This is a genomic window from Mucilaginibacter aquariorum, assembly GCF_024498135.1.
Taxonomy (GTDB): Bacteria; Bacteroidota; Bacteroidia; order Sphingobacteriales; family Sphingobacteriaceae; genus Mucilaginibacter; species Mucilaginibacter aquariorum.
Genome location: NZ_JANHOH010000006.1, coordinates 17,567 through 39,790, shown reverse-complemented (window position 1 = coordinate 39,790; position 22,224 = coordinate 17,567). Strand labels below are relative to the sequence as shown.

Annotated in this window: 11 protein-coding genes and 1 tRNA gene; 4 read left to right on the top strand and 8 right to left on the bottom strand. The window is 42.1% G+C overall.

Annotated elements, in window-relative coordinates; all coding sequences use genetic code 11:
* The first annotated feature begins 207 nt into the window (after window positions 1–207).
* Complete coding sequence (locus NPE20_RS19135) at window positions 208–4,653, top strand: translocation/assembly module TamB domain-containing protein (RefSeq protein ID WP_256540305.1); 4,446 nt, start codon at window positions 208–210, stop codon at window positions 4,651–4,653.
* On the opposite strand, the gene NPE20_RS19130 is transcribed toward NPE20_RS19135, so the two are convergent.
* The 3 genes from NPE20_RS19130 to NPE20_RS19120 form a co-directional block, all read right to left on the bottom strand.
* A complete protein-coding gene (locus NPE20_RS19130; RefSeq protein WP_256540304.1) occupies window positions 4,650–5,855 on the bottom strand; it encodes a bifunctional 3,4-dihydroxy-2-butanone-4-phosphate synthase/GTP cyclohydrolase II in 1,206 nt (401 codons plus the stop codon). The two genes, NPE20_RS19135 and NPE20_RS19130, sit on opposite strands and share 4 nt — an antisense overlap.
* Window positions 5,856–5,954: 99 nt before the next feature.
* Window positions 5,955–7,379, bottom strand: a complete 1,425-nt coding sequence (locus NPE20_RS19125) for an LptF/LptG family permease (RefSeq protein ID WP_256540303.1) — start codon at window positions 7,377–7,379, stop codon at window positions 5,955–5,957.
* A gap of 99 nt (window positions 7,380–7,478) precedes the next feature.
* Window positions 7,479–7,859 carry an START-like domain-containing protein gene (locus tag NPE20_RS19120; RefSeq protein WP_256540302.1) on the bottom strand — a complete coding sequence of 127 codons (381 nt, stop codon included), beginning with the start codon at window positions 7,857–7,859 and terminating at the stop codon, window positions 7,479–7,481.
* Window positions 7,860–7,993: 134 nt separating this feature from the next.
* Between NPE20_RS19120 and NPE20_RS19115 the strand changes: the two genes are divergently transcribed.
* Window positions 7,994–8,070 (top strand) — tRNA-Met (locus tag NPE20_RS19115).
* A 361-nt stretch (window positions 8,071–8,431) separates the two neighbouring features.
* Here NPE20_RS19115 and NPE20_RS19110 read toward each other — a convergent pair.
* From NPE20_RS19110 to NPE20_RS19090, 5 genes are all read right to left on the bottom strand, one after another.
* A complete protein-coding gene (locus NPE20_RS19110) occupies window positions 8,432–9,895 on the bottom strand; it encodes a recombinase family protein (protein WP_256540301.1) in 1,464 nt (487 codons plus the stop codon).
* A 221-nt stretch (window positions 9,896–10,116) separates the two neighbouring features.
* Window positions 10,117–11,106 (bottom strand): hypothetical protein, encoded by a 990-nt coding sequence (locus NPE20_RS19105; protein WP_256540300.1) that lies wholly within the window; start codon window positions 11,104–11,106, stop codon window positions 10,117–10,119.
* 144 nt (window positions 11,107–11,250) lie between these two features.
* Entirely contained in the window at window positions 11,251–15,213 is a 3,963-nt protein-coding gene (locus NPE20_RS19100; protein ID WP_256540299.1) for a P-loop NTPase, read from the bottom strand.
* 212 nt (window positions 15,214–15,425) lie between these two features.
* A complete protein-coding gene (locus NPE20_RS19095) occupies window positions 15,426–17,147 on the bottom strand; it encodes a UvrD-helicase domain-containing protein (RefSeq protein WP_256540298.1) in 1,722 nt (573 codons plus the stop codon).
* Complete coding sequence (locus NPE20_RS19090) at window positions 17,147–19,087, bottom strand: ATP-dependent nuclease (protein ID WP_256540297.1); 1,941 nt, start codon at window positions 19,085–19,087, stop codon at window positions 17,147–17,149. The genes NPE20_RS19095 and NPE20_RS19090 overlap by 1 nt, the downstream gene beginning before the upstream one ends.
* A gap of 136 nt (window positions 19,088–19,223) precedes the next feature.
* On the opposite strand from NPE20_RS19090, the gene NPE20_RS19085 reads away from it, so the two are divergent.
* Together NPE20_RS19085 and NPE20_RS19080 are read left to right on the top strand one after the other, a co-directional pair.
* Window positions 19,224–19,472: a hypothetical protein gene (locus NPE20_RS19085; RefSeq protein WP_256540296.1), complete on the top strand. Its 249-nt coding sequence runs from the start codon at window positions 19,224–19,226 to the stop codon at window positions 19,470–19,472.
* Window positions 19,473–19,683: 211 nt separating this feature from the next.
* A complete protein-coding gene (locus NPE20_RS19080) occupies window positions 19,684–22,224 on the top strand; it encodes a sacsin N-terminal ATP-binding-like domain-containing protein (protein ID WP_256540295.1) in 2,541 nt (846 codons plus the stop codon).

Below are 22,224 nucleotides of genomic sequence, written 5' to 3'. Positions count from 1 at the left end.
ATAATTATTGATTTACCGAATTAGTGAATTAGTGATTGATTTTAAAACAAACTATCCTCTGTTACAATTGTATTGGGATGGTGAAGATTCGCTAAATCAATAATTCACTAAATCATTAATTAATTAAAGGGCAAAGTTATTAAAAAAGTACTCAAAATAGCGTTAAGCATCGTATTGATAATTTTGTTACTGATAAGCATATTATTAATGCTTTTTCAGTACAAGCCTGTACAAACGTGGGCTGCAAAAAAAGCTACAACTTATTTATCAAAAGAGCTTAACACAAAAGTCGATGTAAAAAGCCTGTACATTAAACCCTTTTCATCAGTAGTATTAGAAGGCTTCTATATCCTTGATAAGCAGCAAGACACCCTGTTAAGCACCCCAAAGCTATCTGTAGAGCTTAGCGGTTTCTCTATTTTTAACAGTATCAAAAAAAAGTTTATAAATTTTAAATCCATCCAGCTGGATAATGGATCGTTCTACCTAAAAAAGCAAAAAGACAGTACAACCAATTTGCAGTTTGTGCTGGATTACTTTAACTCTGGCGATACCACAAAGACAAAAAGCAAACCCTGGACGCTTACTTTCGAGAAAATATCAATCAACGACTTTCACTTCATATATAAGAATAACCTGAGGAAGGAATTTATAAAGGGAGTAAATTTCAATGATGTTGATATAAGCCATTTCAGCACCATTATCCGTAATATGGATCTGAAAAACCACCTGTTTAAAGCCCGTATAGGTGGTTTAACACTACAGGAAAAGAGTGGTTTTTTTGTAAAAAACCTAAACTCTAATGCTACCATAGATACCAATCAGATCCTGCTTCAAAACCTGAATATACAAACGTCTTACTCTAACGTTAAAAACTTCTTCAGGATGAGGTTCAAATCGTTTAATGATTTTGAAAATTTTGAGAACAGGGTAACCATGGATGCCGATTTTAAAACGTCGCACCTGTCATCAAAAGATATAGCCTACTTCACCAGTTCGTTAGATAAAACAACATTCGAGCTGGGAATTGACGGCCGCGTACGGGGTATGGTAAATAACTTAAAGGCGAAAAACCTAACCATTACCGCTGCACAGGCAACCTTCGTAAAAGGAGATTTTAACCTTACCGGCCTGCCCGACTGGAATAATACGTTTATGCAGTTAAAGTTTGAGCAGATAGCCACCAATAAAAAAGACCTTGATTATTTATACAGTCATTTTACCGGCAAACCAAATGTTAAAGTGCCGGCTGTGGTGGGCAAATTTGGCAACGTAAACTTTACCGGCAGGTTTACAGGTGTGCAAAATGATTTTGTGGCCTTTGGCACTTTCAAAACAAAACTTGGCAGGTTTGACCCTGATATTAACTTAAAAATAAACAAGGCCGGCATACCCAGCTACAGCGGCAAGGTTACTACCAATAACTTTGACCTAGGTACTTTAATTGATAATAAAACTGTTGGCCGCACAACTTTATCTGGAAACTTAAGTGGTAGTGGTGACGAGATCAAGAACCTTAATGTGCGTGGTGATGCCAAAATTGCCAATTTTGAATTTAAGGGATATAATTACACCAACTTAGCCACAAACGGAACATTTGTTAATAAAATTGCCGCGGGTAAAATATCTATAAACGATAAAAACCTAAAGTTTGACCTGGTCGGAAAAATTAACCTAAACCCTAAATTACCCATATTTGATATAAGGGGCAATGTAAGCAATGCAAAGTTGCGTCAGTTAAAACTCATAAAGGATACAATCACATTTAGTACAGACATAAACACCAATTTTTCGGGTAATAATCTCGATAATTTGGATGGTAGTATTTTGCTAACCAAAACCCGGGTTGTAGACCCAAGGAATAATTACGTAGTTGATTCTCTTGCATTAACAGCCAGTGGCAAAGGCGATGCCAGGGTAATTTCGCTAAGATCAGATCTTGCAGATGGAAGCATTAAAGGCAGTTATGACCTGGCCACCCTTCCATCGTACTTTAAAACTATAGCTAAAAAATATATCCCGTCATTAAAAACAGATATTACCGCGCCCAAGCCGCAAAACTTTGATTTTAACCTAACGCTTAAAAACATTGATCCCTTAACGGCCATATTTATGCCAGAACTTAAAGTTCCGGAACAGGGTACTTTTATAGGAAAATTCAATTCAACAAATAAAACAGCAACGCTAAACGGCTATATTAAAACCATTAAGCTTGGTAAAATAGTTTTTCATGATTTTATTATTGATGAAAGCACATCCGAAGATCTCCTGGGGCTTAACATATCACTTAACAGGGTTGACCTTACAGATAGCCTTTACATCAAAAACATAAACATTACCAACTTTTTAAAGAACGATAGCTTAAACTTCAACGTTAAATTATCTGATAAAGACGCGGCCAATCAGTTAGACCTTTATGGCTTGGTTGAGTTTGGCAGGGATACTACGGCTAAATTGAAGATACTTCCATCTGATGTAATATTAGAGCGCGAAAACTGGAAGATACAGGACCAGGTGCGAATACGGTTGCTTGACGGCAAAACACAGGTATCGGGCTTTGAATTATCAAACGGCAATCAAAAGGTAAGGATAAACGGTTTTATATCTGATAACCCAAAAGATGAGCTAAAAGTAACGTTCGATAAGTTTAGCATGGCTACGCTTAATCAGTTAACCAAAGCATCGGGCGTTTTATTAAAGGGCTCGTTAAACGGGGATGTTAAGCTAACGTCTATCATTAAAAAACCGGGGATAGATGCCAACCTGGGTATCGATTCACTTGTTATGAACAAAACGCTGGTTGGTGATATAAAAATTGTATCAAACCTGGATAACGAACGCGGACAGGCCAATGTAAAGCTAAATATAACCAACCGTGGTTCAGAAACCATGAACATAGCCGGTGTTTATACCCTTGGTAAAGAAACCGAGGACAAGCTTGATTTTGATGTAAAAATGGATCATACGGAGGCTATAATATTTGAACCCTTTATAAGGGAACTGGTATCAGATATTAAAGGCGGGGTATCTGCCAATCTTAAACTATCCGGGTCGCCATCTAAACCCGAACTAAACGGGGATATTTCTTTAGATAACACCGGCGTTACGGTTAATTACCTTAAAACAGCCTACACAGTAAATGATAAATTAAGTGTGAGCAACAGTGTTATCAAGATCGATAAAATGATTTTGAAAGATATTAAAGGCGGCACCGGCGAAGCAAATGGCACAGTTGATCTGAATAAAATATCTAACCCAACATTAAATATTACCCTTGAGGCCAATAATATAATGGCCCTGAACACTACTTTTAAAGATAATCACCTTTATTATGGTACCGCTTATGGAAGCGGCACATTTAGTTTTACCGGCCCTATAGATAACATGAAAATTGATATTAAAGCTACTACCCAAGCTGGTACGGTTTTTAATATCCCGCTAAATACTTCATCAACAGCGGCCGATTATGATTTTATAAAATGGGTAAACCATAACGATACAACAAAACAAGTTATTAATAAGGTAAAAGCCTTTAATGGCGTTACCCTAAACTTTGACCTTACAGCTGATGAAAAAACAGTAGTGAGGATAAGTACTGATTACGGTGTTTTAGAAGGTACCGGGCAGGCCAGAAACTTAAAACTAAACATTAATAGTTTGGGTGATTTTGAAATGTTCGGCGACTTTCTCATCACATCAGGTAAGTTTGAATTTACCGCTAAAGATTTTATCAGCAAAAATTTTGTGGTGAACCAGGGTGGTACTATCCGCTGGACGGGTAACCCATCAAACGCGGAGATCAATTTAAAAGCGATATACGAGGTGCGTACAAATATAGCCCCGTTATATACCGCCGCTGGTTTACAGGCCCCACAACCTAAGCAGGTGCTTGTACAGGCCGAATTGATCCTCACTAAATCCCTGTTACAGCCTAATATAGATTTTAACTTTAACTTCCCGGTAGATCCATCTATAAAGGATGACCTGAATACCTATCTTGCCGATAACAATAACCGCAGCCAGCAGGCACTAAGCATTATTGTAAGGCGCAGCTTTGCATCTGGTACAGGTAGTAATTTAACTAACCAGGTTTTAGGCACAGCCGGCGAGGCAGTGAGCGAATTTGCCTTTAATAAACTAAATAGCTTTATATCTCAATCAAACATAAAGTATTTTGATTTAAACATACGTTCTTTTAATGATGCCAGCGCTTCACTTAAATTTTGGAATGATAGATTAATTATTAACGGAAGCTTATACTCTAATAGCGGCACAAGCGACCTTTTTAATAACCGCACTAATTTATTAAACACCGATTTTAGGGCACTTACAAAAGATTTCGAAATCCAGTACCTTATACGTAAGGATGGTAACCTAAGGGGCCGATACTCCTACCGTGCGCTCAACAGCACCACGCTAAATAGCATTAATGATGCATTAGGCATACAATATGTAAACGGCATTGGTTTGGTTTACCAGCGTGATTTTGATACGTTTGGCGAATTTTTCCGCAACATATTCAGGCAGAGCCGCCGCAACAGGGCACCTGTTACCCCGGCACCTGCACCATCACCTACAACCATTACAACCCCGGTGCCATCAAAACCATCAGATGATAACCATAACAACGAAGATACAGAAGGTGATGATTAATGCTCGCGCATTATAGCGTGATCCATTTTATCTCTTTTAGTGCGCAGGTAAGCTTCGTTATGCGGGTTTGATGCAATCTCTATCGGCAGGTTTTCAACAACTTCAAGCCCGTAGCCAATTAGTCCTGCACGTTTTTTAGGGTTGTTGGTTAACAGGCGCATTTTTGAAATGCCCAGGCTGCGTAATATTTGCGCGCCAATACCATAATCGCGTTGGTCCATCTGGAAACCCAATTTTATATTGGCTTCAACAGTATCTAAGCCATTCTCTTGTAAATGGTATGCTTTTAATTTATTTACCAGCCCAATACCACGGCCTTCCTGATTCATGTAAACAATAACGCCCTTACCTTCTTTGCTAATGATCTCCATAGCCTTATGCAGCTGTGGGCCACAATCGCAACGGCACGAACCAAATATATCACCTGTAACACATGAACTATGTACACGCACCAATACAGGCTCGCCCGGCTGCCATTCACCTTTTACAAGGGCTAAATGATTTTCGCCGGTATCCAATTGCGTGTAAGCGATCATATCAAAATCACCCCACTCGGTAGGCATCTTTACAGATACCTCTTTACGTACCAACGATTCGGTATTTAAGCGGTAGGCTATAAGGTCTTTTATCGAAACTATTTTAAGGTCAAATTCTTTGGCCATCACCAATAACTCGGGTAATCGGGCCATATCGCCATCTTCCTTCATTATCTCGCAGATAACGCCAGCCGGTTCAAAGCCTGCCAACACAGATAGGTCTATAGCAGCTTCTGTGTGCCCTGCTCTACGTAAAACACCCCCATCCTTAGCTATCAGTGGGAATATGTGGCCCGGTCTGCCCAAGTCTGCAGCTTTAGTTGCAGGGTCAATTAAGGCTAAAGTAGTTTTTGAACGGTCTGTTGCAGATATCCCTGTAGTACAGCCATTGCCAAGCAGATCCACCGATACCGTAAAATTAGTTTCGTGCGACGTAGTGTTGCGGCTAACCATCGGCTCCAGCTCTAACTCGTGTGCGCGTTGTTTGGTTATTGGGGCGCAAACAAGCCCACGGCCATAACGTACCATAAAGTTTATAGTTTCGGGGGTGGCGTTACGGGCAGCAGTTAAAAAATCACCTTCATTCTCACGGTCTTCATCATCCACCACAATAATTGTTTTACCTGCTTTTATAGCTTCTATTGCTTCCGGTATAGTATTTAGCATTTCTTGTTTTGTTTGGAGATCAGCTTATCGAATTTAAATAGCTGATGTTACAACAAATTTATACGATAATTAGATGATTAAGGTCGGTATTTTGTAAAACTATATGGGTTTGCTTTTACGCAGGCTAAAGCGCTTAAAGAAACGCTTATATAAATCAACATCAAACAGTGCAGAATCTGTGGCCGCTTTATAAGTAAGAAACAGCCCTATGGGAAATAAAACCCCAATAGATATCCACGCCCCTATCAACGGAGACAGGTCGCCCTCTTTGGCAGATTTTTCGCCTATGGTGCCAATAATATAATAGATAAGGAAAAATATTACCGATACTACTACCGGCAAGCCCAGCCCCCCTTTACGGATAATAGCGCCAAGTGGTGCGCCAATTAAAAACAGCACGATACATGCAGCCCCCAACGTAAATTTTTTTTGATACTCCATTATATATCTGCGTATACTTTTTGAAGTTTCTTTATGCCTATCCGCACGGTTTCTTAAAACATCCATTATTTGATGTACCTCGCTCGATGCATTATTTAGGGTATTGACTTTATCGCTAATCCCGGTCATTTTGATACTATCTGCCGGAATAGGTTTTTTTATCACCGATGATGTTAAAGGCACCGTGGTATACTTCATGTAAGCTTTTACCAGGTTGTAATTAACTTTTACATTGCTGTCAACCTCGTGGTGTGCCGAATCTACATAATGCTGCAGCTGGCGCAGGTTCATCATCATTGATGCATTGCGAAACTCGTTCTCATCCGTTCGTTGAATCTTAAATACCGATAGATCAAGTTTTTGCTCGGTTTCTTTAAACCTGAAGCGGGTTAAACGCTGTCGTGGCAAACTATTACCCGAGCTGCCGGCATCTTCTTCATACCTTACTCCATCCCTAAGCTTTAATATCAGGTACAGATCATCCTTAGAGCGATACATTAAGCCTGATTTTGCAAAAGTAACAGTTTGGTTAGTTTCCAGCTTACCCGTTTGATAGATCATAATTTCGTGCAGGGTTTGCCCATCCGGGTCTTTCCTCTTTACACGGATAGAATATCCCGGAAAACGATTACTAAAAATATTTTCGGGCAGCAGATCCGCCGATTTTTGCTTGCGGGCATCGTATAGCAATGAGTAATATTTAAGGTTGGCCACAGGCAACATATAATCTGAAAAGAAGAAGGCAGCGGCGCTGAGCACCAAAACTACAACCATCATGGGATACATAGCCCGGCGTAAGGAGATCCCTGCAGATTTTATAGCTACTAACTCGTAGTTTTCGCCAAGGCTGCCATAGGTCATGATAGAAGAAAGTAATACGGATAGCGGCAAGGCCATAGCCACGTTGGTGGCCGAGTTATACATCATCAGTTCGAGGATAATGTACCATTGAAAGCCTTTGCCAATAAGGTCATCAATGTATTTAAACAAAAATAACATCAGCAGCACAAACATTACAATTAACAAGGTGACTATAAAAGGCCTTATAAATGATTTGAGCAGTAACAGATGTATTTTTTTCATCAGGGCAATTGTATACAGGGAATGAAACGTTTACGCAGGCAAATAATTGTTATACCTGCAAGCCTGTTTCACAATACAAAAATACGGAAATAAAAATTCTTATGCGCCCAGCGTACTAATGAGGTAATCTATCTGGTTGTCCCAAATCTGTTTGCGTTCGGCAATGGTTTCCTCGGTTGCAAAATCGGTTATACTCAGGGCTACATCATTTGTTAGCTCGTCCTGGATAATTTCCATTTCAAAATAGCATTGAGGCTCATCATCAAGCCATTTAAACCTAACCAGCTTATTTTCTTTAAGGGTTATCAATTTGGCATTTTGTTTCTCATCATCCCATGTAAAGGTATAGATCTGGTCGCGTACGCTTACATCATCGGCAAACCATTGAGTAAGGCCATTGGCCTCGTTCAGGAAAGTATATAGTATTCTTGGAGACGATTTTATCTCGTACTCAATATTAAATTTTTTCTTTTCAGACATAGGGGTTTAATCGTTACAAAAATCAATTACGGGGTAAAAGTGAACATTTTTTCTAAAGGAAGCGAATTTCTACTATATTTGCAAACCTTTTTCAGGAACCATTGAAATATATATGAAGAAGGGTAAATATATAAGGCGGGGTAGCTCAGATGGTTAGAGCGTAGGATTCATAACCCTAAGGTCGGCAGTTCGATCCTGCTCCCCGCTACCATAAGGAAACAGCATATCTTTGTTGTTTCCTTTTTTTGCACCCATAAAAAACTGAATTTCAATCAGTTGCACCTCTCCCATTACCAGTTCGACATTTTCCAACCAGTTAAGGTATACCAAAACAAATTTAGGTCTAAAAAGCCTATCAATGTAACGCTAAAGAATTATTCGACCTGTTCGACTTTTCCTTAAGGATCTCGGTATCATTCAAAACCATTTTTCTGTTATGAATCTTGGCCATGAGATATAAAAAACTCACTATTACCGTAGCCTCTTCGTCATTAACCTCTATGCCGTTTCTAGCAAGCAACGCAATTGCCTTTCTATTGGAAATCTTCTTATCTGTAAAATCCATTTACTTTTCACATTATTCTGTTTGCAACCAATATCCTCGAAAGCGCAACATTAAGGCCAATAGAAACCTCACTTTTCTTAAGGTCTATGTCCTCAGGAGGAAAAAAACTGACCAATTGCTTTTTATCGGCCGTATCAAGACTATCAAAGCCTCTAAATATGCCGATCGAGGATCTGAGATCAAGCTTTCGCTGTTCTTCGATGGTTCTAAGTTTGGTGGCAACGTTACAAAGTTCCTTCCTTATACCGTCAGTAATCCTCCGAAATTCACTTTTCATCTCGCTATAGTCGTCATATTTCAATATGTTCTCCACGAACAGTTTCCTCGCTCTGGAAAGCATTATCTCCTGCTCGCCTAACTGACGTCGAAGCGCCTGCCTTTCATAAAGAAACTCTACCTTCTGTGTATCCACATTCCAGTCTGCAAGAATGGTACCGAACAAATTACTTGCCATTTCCGACAGTTCCAATTTCTGGAGCTGATCCCTATAACTGTAGTTTAGTTTATCCGCTCTAACTCTTGCTCTACACCCTTTCCGACAGTGATAATAGGCATACTTTCGTGTATTCCCCTTAGAAAAACTCCCGGTAAGCTTTTTGCGGCATAGCGGACAGACTAGGAAACCAGTAAGAAAAAAAGCTGACCTGAAATCGCCCCTTATAGTACTAACCTTTCTTTTGGTATTAATGACATCCTGTACCTCATAGAAAAGGGTTTCCGGTATTAGCGGCTCGTGTATTCCTTTTATCATCACTGTTTCCCCATTTCCGAGCTTCAGTGGTATCAGACCACAGTAAACAGGGTTACGGATAAGTTTGGAGAAATTTGAGCGTGTACTTCTTAGTCCTTTATTCACCGCCATCTCGCATAAGTCCCCGATCTTATACACATTCTTAGCAAGCTGACGAAACACCCATCTTATAATCCCGCCTTCGGGCTGTTTTGGCACTATAATCTTACGGCCATCCAATGACGACATGTTCACATACCCTACGGGAGCCTTATTGGGATACCTGCCCATCTCTTTGGCTTTTCTGATTCCATTCAAGGTATTCATGGCACGCCTCGTGTTTTCCGCCTCTGGAACTGAGAGGTAGATGGCTAACATCACAGAGCTCTCGGGAACGGAAAGGTCTATCTGCTGATCAATGGCCATTGCCGACACATTGAGCTTTCTGAGGATGCCCAGCATTTCGTATGCATACTGGATATTACGGCTGAACCTGTCCCATTTGATGAATAGAATGTTGTTTTCTTCCCTGGCCCTGCCTTTTCTCAGTTCGGACACTAGCCTCTTCCATTCTGGCCGGTTAAAGTCTTTTGCAGAGAAGTCCTCTCGATAGATACCCTTAACATAGATATTATTCGATTCACAATATTTGATCAATCGATCTTCCTGTTCGGGCAATGAATAGCCTCTTCTTTTTTGTTCGTCAGTGCTTACACGAACATATAAATAAGCTGATTTCATAAACTTATTTTTTCAATATCTAACGAAAAAAGAAACGTATGGGTATCAAAAGTATGGAAGGAACCGTGATATCTACAATAATCTGCATGCACCCCTGAAAATATTATATTTGATGCAGCTGGCCGCAGGGGCCGGCAAATACGTTATCAAAATTTGCGCAGCACAACGTACGTGTTGAGGGTGGATATTCCGCTGAAATTGATAAAAAAACAGGAACTGACTTAGTAGATATTTTGATAAGCCTCCATGTGGTCGAAGCCGAGAATGCTCAGATTCAGGCCGTCCTCCGGATTCATGTTTAGATTGATCCAATAAAGGGTTTGCTGTGAGGTGTCACCTAAATCCTGCAGGCCATGATCCTGGTTGATCAACCAGCTGCGCCCGGTCCAATAGCTTTCTTGTTCGATATTGTCGATCTCATGAGGTTGTAATTCCGCGTAACCGGTATCATCCGGCCCGTAGATTTTTAACAGGGCGTCAACGAGGAGGATGACATCCCTGATTTCCCAGGTATTGTCGGTTTGATAGTTGACGAGTAAAGACTTTACGTTGGTTAAGGAACGCTCGGTTCCCAGTACCCTGATTTTAACGGTGTTAAAAATCCGTAATTCGGGTGGGTCAACATGGAAAACGTAATCGGTGAATTTAACCTCGCCGTTTTCGATAATGGGTATCGAAAAGTTTTCTTCTGTCCCGAAAAGCTCGGTGATATTGTGTTGGAGTAATTGCAGTAAGGTGCCTTTGTCACGGATTTTGACATCCGCCACTTTTTCGGGCCTGTTGGTTACGCTAAACAGCAGTTGCCCCAATGGCTCGATCTTGTAATTGAGCACAAACCCAAAACGTCCGGCAGACCAGTAATGCCAGATTTCATCGTTCGGCCCGTCATATTTTTTTTGGGCGATCGATCGGATCTTTTGCAGGTCCTCGAACGATGAAAAATTGGGCTGATGGTGTATGCCCTGGCCAAAATGAGTTTTGAGTTCCCAGTATAAAGCCGCCACCTGATCGGCGTCGAAAGAAGTTTGGTTAAACATCAGCCTTAATTCACCGTCGTCGTGATGTTTAATAACGAGGCTGCCGAACAAATTAAAAAAAGTATGCCCCAATACGACTTCGACCTGGTTGACCCCGATGGCGACATCGCCCGGATTATCTAAAATCTGTTGCTGCGTTGCCCGGTGAAGCTGGTGCGCTTTGATCTGCAGCACGGACAAATAGTCCCAGGGCTCGTTATTGATGGAGTTAAAAAGGTTACTAATGTGGTGGGACGGTTTTGGTTGAATAATCGCTCGAACATGATAAGGTGTGTGATAAAATGCTTTTTTAAAATTAACTAAATATTTATTGCGATACTAATTGCCGCTGGTTCCATTTTGCTGAAATATCTGTTCATTAATGTCCAGCACTTTTTTCATTAACGTATCCACGAATAATGATGTTGGCACTTGCGCTTTAGTGTTAAAGATTTGCTCATATAAAGGAGCCAGGGTTTCGCAATCGGCTTTTTCTGTTTCTTCCAATTGGCTGAGCAAGCGGTCAACTTTATGCCGGTAATCCTGTTCTAATGCATCGAACCATTGTTGTTCCACCGGTTTTGCCGGATCAAGAAAAGTCCGGTACTGCTGCAGTTGCCATAACGCGGTGATCGTTTTTGAAAAATCCTGCGTAAGGTTCATACCGGAAATATCCGGCATGAATACACCGGGAAGCAGAGCGACTGTCTCCGGTTCTAAATTTATAGGAATGGGATTACCAAATTCGCTGGGTTCAAATTCACCGGTATCATTCAGGTTAAGCAATTTTTCGAGGTACGTTTGCTGTACCCTGACACCTCCGGAGGCTTTCCTTTCCCTGACGATGATCAGATCGTAAGTGAGGATATCCAGGCTCGACAAGGGCACCAGTGTCCAGATCATTTCGAACAGTTGATTTTCCATTTCCACCGGATCTTCCGGTAAGCCGATGACGCCGATAGCCGCAGTCCTGCCGTACTCGTCCTCATTGATCGCGCTGGGTGGCAGGAAGTTGTAAGGGCTTTTTTCGCCGATGATTCTTAAACCCTCCTGCAAGATCAACGGCCTTTCGGTCTGATCATTTGCCCACCAGCTGCTCACCGCGGCTTTGGCAGCGTTAACGGACGTGTCCCGGAATTTTTCAAAATATTCAACGGTAGCCCGGAGCCGCCAATACCAGGTTGTTTCTTCATTTTCCAGTTCGTTCAGCGTGAAATAAGTATTGTTTTCACCGGAGATATCATGAAAACCCCGCTGCGCATTCGCCAGTTTCAATACCATCTTTCTGAGATTGATAAGGGTCAAATGTTGGTTGGGTTCTTTCAACACCAGCAGGGAGAACTGATTGATGAAATTCTGACTACCGAGTACCCATTCATCGATTTCTCTGTATTGCTTTTTGAACAACGCATCTTCCTCGCGACTACTCTGGTCGGGAAAACGTTTCCGGGTGCGGATCATGGTCAGTGCCTCGTTGCTGACCTGTATCAAATGCTGGACTGCTGGCTTTTTCCTGGCCTCATTATTCTCGATTAAAAACTCAGCGAACTGCGTACAGCGCTTGGTAAATTCCAGTAATGTTTTTCGCAGCGCGATAAATTCGTTTTGCCAGTCATAAACCGACTCCGCTTCATAATTTTTGAGAATTGTCCTTGACCAGGTCTGATTGATCTGCACTTCAAATGGATCGAAAAGGTTTTTTGCAGGCATCTCCTTATGCGCATCCATCCGAGTGACCTTGAATATTTGCTCGTTTGGAAAGGGCAGGTAGATCAAGTCGGTGTGGTATTCATCATAATCCGGAAAAAAGGAATGGAAAACTTCGATCCTTGCGACACTTTGTTCGTTTAATTTATCCTTGTCGGGATCATGTACGTATTGTAAATGCAGATTATTGCCCTGCTCTTCCACGCTTACAGTGTCCGTGGCTCTTTTCAGCCAGCTGAAGATGTTATTTTTATGCAAGGTCGCAAAGCTCTTGTAACGCGCCGGTTGTGTCGCCCTTAAGTAGTAAAACAGTTCATCAGCCGCGGCCAAATCCATGCCTTCCATCGCATTCAGCAGATCAGCTTCTGTGATATTGACGCTTAGTTTGTTAATGTGTTCTGTTTTATCGATCCACTTGAGCAATCTCGATAGGCCGTCGCGTTCGCTGATCTCTTTTTTACCCAGCGCGATTTCCAGCAGCTGGATAAACGAAGCAACGTCGCTGTCCTGGAAATTGTATTTGCTCAAAGCCATGAGGTTATCCAGGAGCGTCGATGGGTTCTTGTATTCGTCGCCAAAGCTTTCTAGCAGCCTGGCGATCATATTGAGCTGCATGAACGGTAGGGTATCCGCTATAAAAACTTCAAGCCCGCCATTCTCAAATACTTTATCAAATGTTTCCTTATTCTTTTCCCAATAAAGTTGAGGTTCTCTTTTCATCAATCCGTCTATCACCGCTATCATATCAATCAGGCGTTTACCAGCTATTATTTCAGCGGTGTTTTTTAGGAATTGTTGCTTATCGCTCACATGGTCCAAAGCGCCGACGGCGAACTGGGCGTAATATTCCGGCCCGATGATGCCGAGCAGGCTCATCAGGCTATCCTCAGCCGCTACATATTCATGTAATAGTTTGACCAAATGCGCAGACCTCACCGGGTGCAGACCTTCCACATATTGTTCACCAAATTTGACGAAGTATTCGAGCTCAAGTTCTTTCAGCAATTCGCCCCGGTCACCACTAATGCCCGTCGTGTCCTGGATATGTTTCAGCAAAGTTTTACTTTTCAATCTGATGCCCAGTATGTCGGCAAAACCGATCATCCGGAGCATCTCTATTTTCGCCGCGCTGTTCCTTCCCTCTGCGTTCAGTTTTTTGATCTGGGCGGTTAGTCGTTCCGCAATCATTTCCCCCTTGGTCAGCAAATAGGTAAATTCGATGAGTAAGCCTTTTTCCCTGATCTGTTCCCAGGAAGTTTGCCAATTTTTATTACCCACGTGGACTTTTTTCTTTTCCTTCAACTGCTGATAAATGCTTTTCGCCTCGTCTTCTTTCAGTGCAATATTGGTGATCTGGATATTTATTTTGGACAGGTCGTTACTGAAGGAATACCAGTCCTCTTCCCTTGCGGTCAGCAGAAATTTTACTGGAAAGGCTGTTAACCGGAGGACAACCGCCGTCCAGTGCTGTAACTGCTGATCAAGGCCGTCGAGAACGATCAGCGGCGATTCGCCGATTTGTACCCGGCTTTTGATAAAGTCCACGATGGGTTCTGTATATTCCGCTAGTTGAACATGGAGTAGTTGATAAACTGTATATTTTGGCGTCAGGTTGAACGCTGTCTGCCAGGCCAGCGTCGATTTGCCCTGGCCGCTGGACGACTTGATCAAAGCGACATCAACGCGTTCCAGTTGTTCCTGCAAATGCCGTTCCCACACTGGACGCCGGGCCGGGAGTTGCGATGTAATGTGTTCCGGCCGAGCAGCCTTGCCATCAAAGTAAGCAGCGGCATCGGTGTTGGTATCGGGCAGGAACTTTACCGGGACAATCCACCCGTTAACGACGGCCTGGTTGATGGGCCCCTTATAAAAAGCGTCCGTAACTTGTTGCATTGCCTGCCAGAAAATGCGGTGATTAACGCTTGACCGGTCCTTTGACCATTCTAATGCGAGGTAGAAAATACTTTTCAGGTATTGCAGTTCTGTGCCGGGGTTAACCTTGTATTTATCCAGCAGCAAACTGACGGAGCGGGTGAACAGCATTTCCGCAGTTACTTTCTCAAACGAAACCCTGGCAAGGAAGTCCTCCAACCGGAAATCTGGGATATCTTTGGCAATGGCACCGATCTTTTGCTGCCAATAATCAAGGGAGTTGCCCTTTAATTTCTGGGCTACCAGGCTTTCCAGGTTGCCGGCAGCAATGTTCATATTGTAAACGAACCTGTACTTGTAAGCTTTGTCGAGCCTGTAAACTTCGAGGAAATTCCTGAGCACACCCATTTCTACAAAACCCGCCGCATCCAGCGAATTGATCGAAGACTTTAGTTGTATGAGTTCTTGGCCGTTTAAATCTAACCGGCCTTTGTTGAGATCGATATCTTCCAGGCCTTCCAGTCGAACCCCCGCATCCGAATATTCCCCGGCAAATTCTTTGAGCAAGGTATAGGTGGCATAAAGGGTTTGATAAGTAATACCGCTGATATTTATCGCACCTCCGGTACGCTTATCGGCAATTGCGTTCAGGTTATCAATTGGCAGTTTCGTTGCAGCTGCGACAGGTTGTGCAGGTTTCTTTTTGTGCTGTTTTTTGCTCATTTTAGGTTAAGCCGGATCCGGTGTTAACAAAGATAAGTACACTTTCGCCATAAAAATAATCTGAAGTAGCGCACATAGGCTTTCGATCTTAAAACAAAACAGACCTGCTGATGACAGGTCTGTTTTGCCCTTATTTGGATTGCAGGGACTTTACCTTCTCACTCAGTTCAGTTAGTCCTGCCTTCTTCAAACAATCATCGAAGGCTTTCCCCTTAAACAAAATCGATATTATTACCTAAAACAGTGATGATTTCGTCTTCGGTAATTACATTAGGTACTGCTATACAAGCCAGTAATTCCGGCCTTGATAAAGCAACATAAATCATCCGTTGCTTTTCGCTTGGCAAACTAACGGGTTTGCTGAAATCTTTTAAGGACAATCGGGCAGCCGTGCTATCCTCGCTCAGCACCAATAAGACCGATTGAAAAGTCATGCCTTTTACTTTATGTATGGTGCTGACCGGATAAGGTACATTGGTTGCGGGTGATAGCAATGATTGAAGGTTCTGTTGATGAAATGCCTGGCCTTTTTGTTTAAGCCCTAAATTGACGCTGATTTTAAATATAGCCAGAACATGATCAGTGACCTTTTGGGTCCAGTCTTTTAACGTATTATTTAACGACGGCATGCCCCGCAAAAAATCAAATAACAGGATATTTAAATCTGTATCAATTTTGAGCTGATCCCGCTGGTCTCGCTTTTGGCGGTGGGTGCCAGCCGGGATTTGGATCTCAGCAAGGAACATTCTGATGGCACCTACTGCCCCTTTGGTATCGCCCGCGTTGAAATAGGTTTGAGCCTCTATCAATGTTTTTGCCGCGCCGTTTTTCCAGGGTTCTTCCGAAGATGGCTTAGCACCGAACATCTCCAGGTGAGTAGTCCCTCTGACAAGGATATGATTTTTTAGTTCCGGGTCAATTAACGTTTCATAACGGGCTATCAAGTCATCAAGGTCAGCCGGATCATAGCGCAGGACTTTTACCTGGTGGTCACTGGTATGCTTGCAGGTCGATACTATATTTATTTCAGCTGCATCGCGGAATATGCTATAGGTGTCGATGATTTTTTGAGAAGTGCGGCGGCAATCTTTAAGCCTGAACGGTTGCCAGTTCGCGGTATCCCGGAACCGGTCTAAAAAGAGATCTGGGCGGGCTTCACGGAATTCATAAAGACTTTGATACGGATCGCCGACATACTCGATATTCGATAAACCCGCGGACGCTAACAAATCCAATATAGCATATTGTATTTCGGAGGTATCCTGCGCTTCGTCTATGATCATATAGGGAAAGCGCGCAATCAAGCTTTTGGAAATCTGCGGGTGCTTTTTTAAAAGCTTATAAGCGATATAAGTGGAGTCGTCGTTGTTTAGGTAACCATTGTTTATCTGCCATGATTTAAAAGCTTTGCCGTACTGGATAAATGTCGCTGCATCGACCGTTTGCGGTTTGGGTATCGTACCTTTCCATGTGACCGTGCCGTCCATTTCGATTTTAAGTTTGGACGGCGCGAGGATTTTGGTAAGCGGCTGCTTTGATACCGCCTTGAAATTGCCAAGGTTCATCTCATCAAGAAATGAAACCACGTTCATAATGATCGGGCGTTGGGTTGGTTTTCCTAAGAGGTAGTAAAAAGGGAGGGTGATATATTGGTTAACGAAGCTGTCCAATGTGGCCACTTCATGAGGGTAGTCGAAGTGGCTGCCGGTCAAGCGGTGAAACTTCTCCGCAATTTCTTCTTTGGCGACATTTGTAAAAGACAAACAGGCTATACCTGCGAAGTCACCGTAAGCAGCGGCACATTCTTTGCTCAGTTCGGTCAATTTATAGGCAACCGCCGTGGTTTTACCACTGCCCGGACAGGCATTAAGGACTATTTTGCCCCTGGCTTCCAGGTAAGGCCTGTTATCATCGTTGATCTCGAACTCCATCATCAAATCGCATGTTTTACGGCTTTACGGATATAGTCAGGCACAACGAAATTGACCTTTTCACCGGCTGCCGCAGCCCTGATAAGCTCTTCATCTAACGCAAGCGAGAAATTCTGAGCAAATTCCGCCTTTGTGGGTAGCGCCTTCCATGCCAGGATCGCAATCTTCTGGCGTTCGGGAACGGTCAGGCCGGGGTTGGGTAGGGTATTAACATACCCGTCGATTATCGCCATTTTCCTTCCCTCAATCGTCCGTAGATACTTGATAAAAAAGTTCTCTGCGAGATCTTTTTTATCGGCTGGAATATTGGCAAGCGCGATTTCATATTCAAGGGTTTTAAACGCAGGGAATAATTTCACTTCCGTGGTATGCGCCTGTAGCGTTGACCGGAGATTGCCCATGCGATTGCCAATACCGGCCGCGTAGAGCTTTTTATGAAAGCCGTCCAGGTTTTTGTAACTGGATGCGGTTAGGTTTTTGAAAGTGTTTTTCACTTTCGCCAACCGGTCATCATCAGTAATAACCGACCCTTTGTGCATCAGCTTTTTATCCGGGTTGATGGAATTAAAAAGATGGATAAAAGAATAAAAGGAAAGGCCGTCGACACTCACAATTTCGCAACGGTGGTCATCCACCTTTGATTCAAGGATGTCGGCAAAAGCCCGGATGAGTAATTTTTCAGAAATACCTTCAACAAATAAGATCCCCCGCGCATAAAACAACTGGCTTTTGGTGACATCGAGATACCGTTCAAGTTGCTTTTTCCGCTTAAGAAAGTCTGCATCTGTTAAAGTAATTTTTTTTGTGACCTGTTCAACGATATTTTCCGACGCCCGATCCTTAAAGCATCCCCCGATGTTTACCGCCGAGCCCTTAAGCACGATGATATTATCTAGCTGTGACTTCGAAGTGAGCGTTGGTGAATGGGTGGTAATAAACAACTGGCAATTAGCCGGTGCGCTGGCATTTTTAAGAAAGTTATAGAGGTTCAACTGAAGCTGCGGATGCAAATGTGCTTCCGGTTCTTCAATCAGCAGTACAAAGTGCTGGTTGGCGTTATCCGCCAGCCGCTCTTTGATGTCGCCGAGGATGATCGCAATATAGATTAGGTTATTAAACCCAAGGCTGTTTTGATAAAGCTGAAAACCATCATTCTCCAACAGTTTTTTGTCATGTGGCAAATAAGGCTTGATGACATTGACGATACTTTCGATTTTTGATGATTCCTCTATACGGAGCCCAATTTGATTATCCTGTGAAATTTTAAAAATATCGTCAAGATGAAGGTTTACACCTGTTCTGGTTGACAATACTTCGGGCCTTTTCAGAAGTTCAGTATTAGCGTCTTTAATGATTTTCTGGAACTCGGCCTCCGTTTTGCCTCGCTCTACCAAACGCTTGATCACTGAGCCCAGCACATTGGTTTTAATGTTTAGCAGGTCAGTCGTGCTGTCGCGTAACGCGCCGAGGTAATAATGTTGGAAGATCTCAAAAGATCCGCTGTCTGCTTTCTGTTCCTCGGTAGCACCCGTGTAGTAAGAAAACTTTGGATATCCTTTCGAACGGCGCTCGTAAATCAAGGTGATCTGCGCATAATCATTTTTTGAATCCACCGGGTCAAGCACTATATATTCATATAAAGCGCCTTTTTCTGTGCCGGTTAACCCGCGAAAAACATATTTGATTACGATCTGACTGGTTTGATTGCCGGTTTTGCTGTCGATATAAAAATCATCATTCGCGAGATAGATATCCTTTCGTGGGTTACCGAGATTATATAGTAATCTGATGGCGTCGATGACCCCTGTCTTGCAGCATCCGTTTTCACCTATAATAATACTTATGTTAGGGTCAAAAGGAACCGTCAGCGATGAAATACCGCGATAGTTTTTTATTTGAATGCATGCTAAATACACAGACGGACAATAGATTAGGTTGTTCATGCAAGTTTAAGAAAAAATATATGTAATAACCTATACATGATTGATCACGAATAAGCAAAAAATATTAATACTTAACTATCTTTAGATGAGTTTTTATTCGTTTAAATTATCAATCAAGCTTAACTCCTTATCGTCCATGAATCCATTTTTTCTCGCCCTGCCCGTTGTTTTAGGTGTCGTAGCATTTGTTATTTTTCAAATTTTGAAGAAAAGCGTTACAGCTGATCCTATTGTAAAATCAATTATCAGTAAGCTTAAGAGTGAGCAACCGGAGTTTTATAAGCACTTACAAAGTTTACCGGAATCGGAAAGGGCGGCGCTGATCACAAAAGATAATGAATACAAAGCCCAGTTTAATAGCGACGCCCGCCTAATCTTCAATTAAGAAGGGGCTACTCCGGGAAAATTGAGGGGAAAAGGACCGCCTAATATAAAGGTGAGGCCATATCGGCCGCATTGTATTAAGTAAAAAATGGAAAACTAGTTGGCGAAACGCCAGGTCTCTTCCTTGCTGGTAGAGTGTTATTAAAATACACTCCACTTATTTGTATTTTTGTTTATTTACAAGGATGATATCATAGGGTATATATAATAAAATGATTCAATCAATCGAAGAAGGCCGCAAAGAGGATGGCAACAGGTCCATAGCTGATAAAATTATAAAGCGGCTACATGATTTGGAAATGACTGTTCAGACCAATTTTGGTCGCTGGGCTTGGGAACTGCTGCAAAATGCGAAAGATAGTGTTGCTGACACCAAAAGACATGTTTCTGTTCAGATTATTTTTGACAAAAGCAAAATTGAATTCCGTCACAATGGCAACCATTTTACCGAAAAGGATATTAGGGGGTTGATCAACCAGATCTCTTCCAAGGAAGTAGAAGAAGGCGAGGTATCAACACGCACCGGAAAATTTGGGACAGGGTTTCTAACTACCCACCTGCTTTCAAAAGTAGTTACAATAAAAGGGATTATAGAAACAAAAGAAGGCAGGTTTTTTAAATTCAATTTCCCGCTGGACAGGGACGGCAAAAGTACAACAGTCCTGATACCCAAAATTGAAAATGCTTGGCGTCAATTTCACCTTTCAACAGAGAACGGCGAAATCGATGAGTATGACGCTGAGTCGTTTAACACTTCTTTTTCCTATGATTTGCTTACATCGGAACAGAAGGAAATCGCAAAAACAGGCGTTGACGAATTCATAAAACTGATTCCCTATGTGTTGACTTTTATTCCAGAAATTAATACTGTCGAGATCATAGACAATACCCGCAAGGTCAATACCAAGTTTAAGGTTAAGCCAAAAACGGCCGATGGGTTTAAAGTGATTGCGAAAACAGAAAATGGGACGGATACCGTTATAAGGCTTCTTTATGCAACGAATGGTACCGTTACCATCGCCGTCAGGGTTAAAAAAGTGGACGACAAATTTGAGGTATTGAGCTTGGATAAGATCCCCAAATTATTTTGCGACTTTCCGCTTATTGGAACGGAAAACTTTTATTTCCCCATAGTGGTCAATAGCTTTCATTTTAATCCTCAGACGGAACGGGATGGTATCTGGCTCATGGGTGATACGAACGCTGAAGTATTGGAAAATAAGGATTTATTACAACAGGCATTTAGTCTTTATAAAACCCTGGTGTCCGCTTCCGCAAATCCCACATTCAGGCAGCTATATTATTTTGCGGTTTCACAATTACCATTAACAGACGAAAGGTACTTTGAAAAGAACTGGTATGTAACAAATATTCAGACGCCTTTAAGAGCATTCCTGTTAAGTCAGCCGCTCGTTGAGCATGAAGATGGCACAAACGGTAAGTTGGAGGAATCTTGGTTCCCACTAAGGAGCTATTCAAAAGATTCAAGGGAAAAGATATGGAAGTTTAATTATGACCTTTTTTCCCAGGCGGTTTGCCGTAAAGAAGATTTGCATCAATGGATAGACGTGATATGGGATGATATTAAAAGATTATCTGTCAACGAACTGATGCAGGACATCGCAAAGACACGCAACATCGGGCAACTCAGTGAGGATCTCGGGTTAAATGAAATAAGAACCTTTGAATGGTATAACGAACTTGGCGCCTTTCTGATTAGTGACGAGCAGAACCTGCCACTTTTCGATAAACATGCGATCCTACCAAACGAAAATGGCAATTTCTTGCTTAAGAATCAGATTTATATTGACAAAATAGAAGATGCTGATTTGATCGAAGTGCTCCAGTTACTAGGAGAAGACTGGAATGATATTCTCATCCATCACAGTGTCGACTTTGGTGAATATCATTTTAAAGAAAAGAAAGACATCGCCTTAAAAATAAGTGAAAAGCTGAAAAAAGTGGACAATACAGATCACGATACGGTTAGGGCAATCAGCATTTTGTCGGAATGGTTTGATAACCATGCGGAGGAGGGTCGGGAGTTGTTTGCGGAAACCTATGGAAGACGCGCCGAATTATTTATGAATACCATTGAGGATAAAGAAAGCCTTTACAAAGTAATGAAAAGCGCGACAAATTTATCACAGGTGGCGGCAGCGATGGAAAATAACCCGATGCTTTTTGAAAATATGGAGCAGGCTAAGAACCTATTTTCACTGATGAAAGAATATAATGTGCGTACGATAGAGCAACTCAGAGAAGTCTTAGAGGGGCAGGCGGTCAGCGCGGAAAGATCAATGTTGCCGATCACTGAGGAAATATTGGTGGCTATGGGCATCACCAATGTCGAGGAATGGGAAGAAGCTATGCGCGATACAGATTTAAAAGCCTTGTTCGATCACCGTTCTGTCCCGTCAAAAGAAATGTATGTGCTTGCCCATGCCCATATTGACAGGGCGAGAACAAGGGTTATTCAATACCTGGAAACCTTGAGTGACGACTACAACCTTGACGATTTGGATATTTATACTGCTCCCACAGTTTTAGCAGGCGTGTTGAAACATGGCCGGCCAATAAAGATCGTTTTTCGCCCCGCATACTCAAAAGAGGTTATTGTTTATTATGGTGCGGAAAAAGACACCCTGGATTATGCGGACACGGAATTGTGGGTAGATGATGGAATTGAGATATGGCAGGTCAGCCTTGGTTATATTATAAAGAAAAATAACATAAAGAAATTTAAAATTTAA